General features: G+C 65.2%; 1 pseudogene. It reads right to left on the bottom strand.

The annotated features are described in order from the left end of the window. Window positions 1–73 precede the first annotated feature (73 nt). Window positions 74–264, bottom strand: a pseudogene (locus RMT89_RS43630) (malonic semialdehyde reductase); the annotation flags it as partial.

Here is a 264-nt window from a genome sequence, read left to right as displayed (position 1 = left end):
CCGCCGCCAACGCGGTATCGAGAGCGAGAAGGATCATCGCCCGCCGCTACTCCGCGTCGGCGACAAGCTCAAGTCAGGCGATCTGGTTAGCCTCTTCGAAGCTGAGGCGCGGCAGGCGGTCGAACAGGTTCTCATCGGTGCCGTGGCCGATGGAGCAGATGAAGTTCGACTTGATGTTGGTCCCGGCGAAGAAGGCCGCATCGACCCCGGCGTTGTCGAAGCCCGACATCGGCCCGCACTGATAGCCGAGTGCGCGGGCGGCGA

Source organism: Streptomyces sp. P17, from assembly GCF_032436805.1.
Classification (GTDB): domain Bacteria; phylum Actinomycetota; class Actinomycetes; order Streptomycetales; family Streptomycetaceae; genus Streptomyces.
Note: the sequence above shows the minus strand (reverse complement) of the source record. Positions and strands in the feature narration are given on the sequence as shown.